This is a genomic window from Spirillospora sp. NPDC049652 (genome assembly GCF_040675125.1).
GTDB lineage: Bacteria > Actinomycetota > Actinomycetes > Streptosporangiales > Streptosporangiaceae > Spirillospora.
The window spans coordinates 1-7,177 of record NZ_JBFAOF010000327.1 but is presented as its reverse complement, the minus strand read 5'-3'; the positions used below and the strand labels follow the sequence as shown (position 1 = coordinate 7,177).

The window sequence follows — 7,177 nt, the reverse complement described above, 5'->3', positions numbered from 1 at the left end:
CGCGCGCTCGGCGCGGCCGCCGTCCACGCGGGCGACCTGAAGGCGGCCACGGACCAGAGGTTCCAGGTCGTCGGCGTGGCCGTGGACCGGGACGGGACGTCCCACACGCGCATGGCCCGGACGTTCCGGAACCTGCCGGTGCTCGGCGGCGACGTGGTCGTCCACCAGAGCCGGTCCGGCGCGTACGAGGGGACGAGCCTCACGCTGCGGTCCGCGCCGAGCCCGACCGCGCCCAAGGTCTCCGCCGCGAAGGCCAAGAAGGCCGCGGCCGCCAGGAACTACCGGCTGCGCGACGGCGGCACGCTCGTCGTGGAGGCCCGCACCGCCGACCACCTCCCGCGCCTCGCCTGGCGGTTCAAGACCGAGGGCAGGAAGGCCGACGGGACGCCCAGCCGCGTGTTCACCTCCGTGGACGCGCGCACCGGCGCGGTCCTGTTCCGCGAGGAGACGATCAAGACCGACGCGGGCGACGGCCAGGGCCTGTACTCGGGGACGGTCCCGCTGCAGCTCACCAAGTCCGGGACGTCCTACCAGATGAAGGACCCGACGCGCGGGAACACCTACACCGGCGACGCGCAGAACAAGTCCGACATCTGCTTCCTCACCTTCTGCATCTACCGCGCGCCGACGGCCGTGTTCACCTCGACCACGACCCACTTCGGCGACGGGACGAACACCAACCGCGCCTCGGCGGGCGTGGACGCGCAGTACGGCACGAACGAGACCTGGGACTTCTACAAGGAGGTCTTCGGCCGCACCGGCATCAAGGGCGACGGCAAGGGCTCGTCCAACCGCGTCCACTACGACAAGAACTACGCCAACGCCTTCTGGGACGACTCCTGCTTCTGCATGACCTACGGCGACGGTGACGGCACGCAGCTCGCCCCGCTCACCGCGCTGGACGTCGCGGCGCACGAGATGACCCACGGCGTGACCAGCGCGACCGCGAACCTCACCTACAGCGGGGAGTCCGGCGGCCTGAACGAGGCGACCTCCGACATCATGGCGGCGGCCGTCGAGTTCTACGCGGGCAACCCGGCCGAAGTGGGCGACTACCTGGTCGGCGAGCGGGTCGTCCTGCCCGGCTTCGGCAAGCCCGCGCTGCGGTTCATGGACAAGCCGAGCAAGGACGGCAAGTCCCCCGACTTCTGGTCCGCGGACCTGAAGAACCTGGACGTGCACTACTCGTCCGGCGTGGCGAACCACTTCTACTACCTGCTGTCCGAGGGCAGCGGCGCCAAGACGATCAACGGCGTCGCCTACGACAGCCCGACCGCCAACGGCCAGGCCGTCAGCGGGATCGGCCGGGACGCGGCCACGCGCATCTGGTACCGGGCGCTGACCACCTACATGACGTCCAGCACGGACTACAAGGGCGCGCGGACGGCCACGCTGAACGCCGCCAAGGACCTCTTCGGCGCGGGCAGCGCCCAGTACAACGCCGTCGCCGCCGCCTGGACGGGCGTGAACGTCAACTAGCGGCCCGCTCACCGACACGCGCCGCGGCGCACTCCCCCAGCCGCGCCGCCACGCACTCCGCAAGCCGCGCAGCGACGCGCAACGAAAAAACGCGCCGCTTGAGCGCGCAGCGCGCGAATGCCAGCCCGGCGGCGGGCGGGCCGAGCCCGCCGCCGGGCCGCGACCGCCGAGGCCCCGCGTCCGTCACGTCCGGACGCGGGGCCTCACCCTTTCGCTGGACATTCGTCCCGACCCGCATGACCTTCGTCTGCGCGGACAGGCTAGATGGGCCATCGCGTCCGAAAGGACCACCAGGTCGCGCTTCTGAGGAGACCCCCCGATGCTCCTGATCCGACGTACTCGTCCCCTGCTCGCCACCGCCTGCGCCGCGGTCCTCGCCGGCGCAGCCGCCTGCGGGGGCACCGCCACCACCACCGGACACACCGGGTCCGGCTCGGCCCCCAAGACCGGGAAGTCGGGGACCGGCGTTCCGACGGACGTCCCGACGCACGCGCCCGGCTCCTGCCACGCGTCCAGCCTCGACCCGGCCACCACGCGCCCCGACCCGAAGTGCACGCCGGGCGCCACGAACCCGGACGTGACGCAGGCCAACATCCACCAGACGATCTGCGTCGCGGGCTACACCAAGAAGATCCGTCCACCGGTGACGTACACCAACCGGCTGAAGAGACAGCAGATCAAGGAGTACGGCTACAAGGACACCAGCCCGTCCGGGTACGAGGAGGACCACTTCATCCCGCTGTCGATCGGCGGCCACCCGACCGACCCGCGCAACCTCTGGCCGGAGCCGGGCGGGAGCCCCAACCCGAAGGACCAGGTCGAGTTCAAGCTCTACAAGGCCGTCTGCGCCGGTCAGGTCACCCTCGCCGCCGCGCAGCGGGCGATGGCCGACGACTGGACCACCGCCGGGAGGCTCGTGCACTGAGTCCGGGAGGCTCGTGCGCTGAGCCGCCGACCGGCGCGCCCCGGGGTGTTGGCAGAATCGGGGGCATGGCTACCACTCGCATCGCCAACGCGCACTGGGAAGGGCCGCTCATGGGCGGCCAGGGGACGGTCTCGCTGGACTCGTCCAAGATCGGCACGTACGAGGTCAGCTGGCCGTCCCGGGCCGAGGAGCCGAACGGGCGCACCAGCCCCGAGGAGCTCATCGCGGCCGCGCACTCCACCTGCTACTCGATGGCGCTCTCGCACGGCCTCGCCGGCGCGGGCACGCCGCCGGAGAAGGTCGACACCAAGGCCGAGGTCACCTTCCAGCCCGGGGAGGGCATCACCGGGATCCACCTGACCGTCCGGGCGAGCGTGCCCGGCCTGTCCGCGGCCGACTTCGAGAAGGCCGCGCAGGACGCCAAGGCCAACTGCCCGGTGAGCAAGGCGCTCGCCGGCACGAAGATCACCCTGGACGCGGCGCTCGCCTGACGTCCGCCGCACCGGCCGGCGCCACCCGGCGCCGGCCCCTCGGCCCGTTCCCGAAACGGCCCGCCACTCCGCCCGAACCCGTCAGCCCGCGCCCGTCAGAAGCGCCGTCGTCCGCACCCGTTGGGCCGCAAGCGTCGGTCGGAGCCCGCCGGTCCGGTTCCGTCAGCCGAGGCCCGTCAGCCGGTGCTCGTCAGGAGCGCGGGCGGAGCGGGAGGGGGGTGCCTCCGGCGCAGGCCACCAGGCGGAGCCGCCGCTCCCCCGCCGCCCGCTCGCCGACGTCGCGCACGTCCCGGTGCTGGGTCGCGCGGTTGTCCCAGACGACCACGTCGCCCGGCCGCCAGCGCCAGCGGACGGTGTTCTCCAGCGCGGTCACATGGCCCTGGAACAGCCGGAACAGCGCCTCCGCGTCCGCCTCCGCGCTGAGGCCCGCGACGCGACGCGCGTACCCGCCCAGCAGCAGCACCCGCTCCCCCGTCTCCGGGTGGACGGTCGCCAGCGGGTGCTCCAGCACGCCGTCCGGGCCCGCGTGCTCGATCCAGAGCCGGTCGGCCACCTCGCGCAGTTCGGGCGGCAGCCCCTCATAGGCGGCGGCGGTGTTCGCCCACACGGTGTCGCCCCCGAAGGGCGGGACGTTCAGCGCCTGGAGCACCGAGACGCCCGGCGGACGCATCGTGTCGCTCCCGTCGGTGTGCCAGCCGCCCGCGTGCCGGGGCGCGGCGCAGCCGGACCGCACGACCGGCGGCGCTGGCTCGCCGAACACCTCGGCGAGCGCGGTCTGGTCGGCGCGCCCGAGTCCGTGCTGCCCGCGCAGGAACAGCACCTTGTGCCGGAGCAGCGCGCGGCGCAACTGCCGCGCCGTCTCGTCGTCGAGGCCGCCGGACAGCCGGACGCCCGCGACGGCCGCGCCGATGCGCCCGGCGACGGGCTCGACCCGGGTCGCGCGGGCGGGGGGCGACTCCAGCAGAGAATGCGCCATGCGGACGACGCTAGTCCGCCCGCCCGACCTAAGTCAACAAACTCGGTAGGAAATATCGACTAACCCTCGCCGGAGGGCGCGCCGCGCCCTCGGCGACGGCGCGGCGAGCCGACCGGTCAGGCGGCACGGCCCCTACGGCGCGACGGGCACGGGGTTCGGCTCGGCCCCGCCGTAGCGGCGGTCCCGGCTGGCGTAGACCTCGCAGGCGTGCCAGAGGTGGCGGCGGTCGAAGTCGGGCCAGAGCGTGTCGAGGAAGACCATCTCCGCGTACGCCGACTGCCAGATCAGGAAGTTGGACGTGCGCTGCTCCCCGGACGAGCGCAGGAACAGGTCCACGTCCGGGATGCCGGGCTCGTCGAGGTACTTCGCGAAGGTCTTCTCGGAGATCTTGTCCGGGTTGACCTTGCCGTCCCGGACGTCCCGGGCGAGCTGCGCGGCGGCGTCCACGATCTCGGCCCGGCCGCCGTAGTTCACGCAGAACTGCAGGGTGAGGACGTCGTTGTCGCGGGTCATGGCCTCGGCGTCCTCCAGCTCCTTGATCACGCTGCGCCAGAGCCGGGGCCGCCGGCCGGCCCACCGCACCCGCACGCCCATCGAGTGGAGCTGGTCGCGGCGGCGGCGGATCACGTCCCGGTTGAAGCCCATCAGGAAGCGCACCTCGTCCGGCGAGCGCCGCCAGTTCTCGGTGGAGAACGCGTAGGCCGACACGTAGGGCACGCCCAGCTCGATCGCACCCATGATCACGTCGAACAGCGAGTCCTCGCCGCGCTTGTGGCCCTCGGTGCGGGGCAGCCCGCGCTCCTTGGCCCAGCGCCCGTTGCCGTCCATCACGATCGCCACGTGCCGCGGCACGAGCTCGCTCGGGATCGCGGGCGGGCGCGCCCCGGTCGGGTGGGGATACGGCGGCTGAACGGCGGCCCTGCTCAAACTGTCTCCCTGTCGGTCGTCCCGCCGGGACCGGCGGGGAGGTCGCGGTGCCCGCGCGCGCCGGTGTCGCGCTCGACGTGGCGCAGCGAGCGGATGCCGTGCTCCAGGTGCCACTGCAGGTAGGCGGCCACCAGGCCGCTGCACTCCACCCGGTGCCGCTGCTCGGAGTCGTCGGCGTAGTCCCACTCGCCGCGCAGCAGCGCCAGCATCAGCGCGAACGTCGGCGGCGCGGGCGTCGCCGTGCCCGGCTGGCGGCAGCGGGCGCACATCGCGCCGCCGCCCGCGATGGAGAAGCCGCGCAGCTGCCCCCGGTCGCCGCAGCGGCTGCACTCGTCCAGCGCCGGGGCCCAGCCCGCCACCGACAGCGACCGCAGCAGGAACGCGTCGAGCACCAGGCGGGGATCGTGCGAGCCGTCCGCGAGCGTGCGCAGCCCGCCGACCAGCAGCAGGAACTGCCGCAGCGCCGGTTCGCGCTCGGCGGCGGTGAGCTTCTCGGCGGTCTCCAGCATGGCCGTCCCCGCCGTGTACCGGGGGTAGTCGACGACCAGCCGCTCGCCGTACGGGCGCAGCGTCTCGGCCTGGGTGATCAGGTCGAGCGAGCGCCGCTCGTAGAGCTGGAGGTCCACGTGGGTGAACGGCTCCAGCCGCGCCCCGAACCGGGACTTGGTCTTGCGGACCCCCTTGGCCGCCGCGCGGATCCGGCCGGAGCGCCGGGTCAGCACGGTCACGATGCGGTCGGCCTCGCCCAGCTTCTGGGTGCGCAGGACGACGCCCTCGTCGCGGTACAGGGTCACCGGACCATTGTCGCCCACGTCCGGGCGTGCGCCCGCACGGGAACGGCCGATCCGCACACACTCGGCACATCCCCGGCATGATCCTTCCCTCCGAGACGAGATCATTACGCTCAGCGACCGGATTCGGCCGCGCGACTGTGCCCGAAGACGTGGCCCGGGTCACCCCGCGGTGACAGCGTTGTCCCCATGAGATGCACCATCGTGCCGCCGCACATCCTGGACCACCTGGCCCGCCAGGCCGACGACCCGTCGCTGCGCGAGTCCGCCCGCCGCAGCCTGGTGATCAGCAGCGCCCAGCGCACCGAGCGCCGGGTCCTGCCGGTCACGCCCCCCACCGCCACCGAGGACTTCACCCCCAAGCGGACGATCGACGACGCCGGGAACAGCGAGACGCTGCCCGGCCGGACCGTCCGCGCCGAGGGGGCCGAAGCCACCTCCGACGCCGTCGTGAACCAGGCCTACGACTGGCTCGGCGTCGTCTTCGACTTCTACGAGGCCGCCTACCGGCGCGACTCCATCGACGGCGCGGGCCTGCCGATGGTGTCGACCGTGCACTACGGGCAGGGCTACGACAACGCCTTCTGGAACGGCGAGCAGATGGTGTACGGGGACGGCGACGGCACCCTGTTCACCGAGTTCACCGGCCCGCTGGACGTCACCGGGCACGAGCTCACCCACGGCGTCACCCAGTTCACCGCCGGCCTGGAGTACTACGGCCAGTCCGGCGCGCTCAACGAGTCGGTCTCGGACGTGTTCGGCTCGCTGATCAAGCAGTGGCACCTCGGCCAGACCGCCGACCAGGCCGACTGGCTGATCGGGCAGGGGCTGCTCGCGGCGAGCGTGCACGGCGTGGCGCTGCGGTCCATGAAGGCCCCGGGCACCGCCTACGACGACCCCCAGCTCGGCAAGGACCCCCAGCCCGCCGACATGGCCCACTACGTCAACACGTACCGGGACAATGGCGGGGTACATATCAACTCGGGAATCCCGAACCGGGCGTTCTACCTGGCCGCCGCCGCCATCGGCGGGCACGCCTGGGAGCGGGCCGGGCGGATCTGGTACGGGACGCTGACCGGCGGCACACTGCCGGCCACGGTGGATTTCGCCGGATTCGCGGCGGCGACCGTGGACACGGCCGGAACGCTGTACGGCGCGTCCGCCGCCGAGGTGACCGCGGTACGGGACGCGTGGACGGGGGTAGGCGTCCACGTGTGACGTGAGAATCTCACCCCCCGGACGGGTGGTTCTCTCACGACCCGCGGTGAGAGCGGAGGAGAACCCTGATGAAGGTGACGGTGGTCCGTAGCGGCGGCTTCGCCGGGATCGAGCGGCGCGGCCAGGCCGACAGCGCCGACGACCCCCTGCTGGCCGGGCTGGTCGGACGCGTCGACCTGGCGCGGCTGCCTCCCCCCGGCCGCATCCCGGACCAGTTCGTGTACGACATCGACATCGACGGCCGCGCCGCGTCCGTCGGGGAGGCGCAGCTCACGGGGCCGCTGCGCGAACTCGTCCACCACGTCCTCGACGGCGGCTGACCCGCCGAGCCGGAACGAGCTGATCTGACACGCCGCCGGGACCGGCGGCC

Annotated in this window: 8 protein-coding genes; 5 read left to right on the top strand and 3 right to left on the bottom strand. The window is 73.0% G+C overall.

All coding sequences use genetic code 11. The features are described from left to right. The 3 genes from AB0J52_RS20985 to AB0J52_RS20975 form a co-directional block, all read left to right on the top strand. Nucleotides 1-1,479: M4 family metallopeptidase (locus tag AB0J52_RS20985; RefSeq protein ID WP_500183338.1), on the top strand; the 1,479-nt coding region annotated here is incomplete at its 5' end. A gap of 319 nt (nucleotides 1,480-1,798) precedes the next feature. After that, the gene (locus AB0J52_RS20980; RefSeq protein WP_500183337.1) at nucleotides 1,799-2,404 is read left to right on the top strand and encodes a hypothetical protein; all 606 of its coding nucleotides are present in this window, start codon (nucleotides 1,799-1,801) and stop codon (nucleotides 2,402-2,404) included. Between the two features lie 65 nt (nucleotides 2,405-2,469). Continuing rightward, on the top strand, nucleotides 2,470-2,895 hold the full coding sequence (locus AB0J52_RS20975; RefSeq protein WP_117361228.1) for an OsmC family protein: 426 nt from the start codon (nucleotides 2,470-2,472) through the stop codon (nucleotides 2,893-2,895). Nucleotides 2,896-3,085: 190 nt separating this feature from the next. On the opposite strand, the gene AB0J52_RS20970 is transcribed toward AB0J52_RS20975, so the two are convergent. The 3 genes from AB0J52_RS20970 to recO form a co-directional block, all read right to left on the bottom strand. Continuing rightward, nucleotides 3,086-3,871 (bottom strand): TauD/TfdA dioxygenase family protein, encoded by a 786-nt coding sequence (locus AB0J52_RS20970; RefSeq protein ID WP_500183335.1) that lies wholly within the window; start codon nucleotides 3,869-3,871, stop codon nucleotides 3,086-3,088. 132 nt (nucleotides 3,872-4,003) lie between these two features. After that, entirely contained in the window at nucleotides 4,004-4,798 is a 795-nt protein-coding gene (locus tag AB0J52_RS20965; RefSeq protein WP_500183333.1) for an isoprenyl transferase, read from the bottom strand. After that, nucleotides 4,795-5,592, bottom strand: coding sequence for a DNA repair protein RecO (gene recO / locus AB0J52_RS20960; RefSeq protein WP_500183332.1), 798 nt, complete (start codon nucleotides 5,590-5,592; stop codon nucleotides 4,795-4,797). The genes AB0J52_RS20965 and recO overlap by 4 nt, the downstream gene beginning before the upstream one ends. Nucleotides 5,593-5,778: 186 nt before the next feature. Between recO and AB0J52_RS20955 the strand changes: the two genes are divergently transcribed. Then, nucleotides 5,779-6,807, top strand: coding sequence for a M4 family metallopeptidase (locus AB0J52_RS20955; protein ID WP_500183330.1), 1,029 nt, complete (start codon nucleotides 5,779-5,781; stop codon nucleotides 6,805-6,807). Nucleotides 6,808-6,875: 68 nt separating this feature from the next. Continuing rightward, entirely contained in the window at nucleotides 6,876-7,127 is a 252-nt protein-coding gene (locus AB0J52_RS20950) for a protealysin inhibitor emfourin (RefSeq protein ID WP_500183328.1), read from the top strand. The last annotated feature ends 50 nt before the right edge of the window (nucleotides 7,128-7,177 follow it).

Coding starts and splice junctions, on each gene's coding strand:
- AB0J52_RS20980 (WP_500183337.1), top strand. CDS start 1,799: ATGCTCCTGATCCGACGTACTCGTCCCCTGCTCGCCACCGCCTGCGCC.
- AB0J52_RS20975 (WP_117361228.1), top strand. CDS start 2,470: ATGGCTACCACTCGCATCGCCAACGCGCACTGGGAAGGGCCGCTCATG.
- AB0J52_RS20970 (WP_500183335.1), bottom strand. CDS start 3,871: ATGGCGCATTCTCTGCTGGAGTCGCCCCCCGCCCGCGCGACCCGGGTC.
- AB0J52_RS20955 (WP_500183330.1), top strand. CDS start 5,779: ATGAGATGCACCATCGTGCCGCCGCACATCCTGGACCACCTGGCCCGC.
- AB0J52_RS20950 (WP_500183328.1), top strand. CDS start 6,876: ATGAAGGTGACGGTGGTCCGTAGCGGCGGCTTCGCCGGGATCGAGCGG.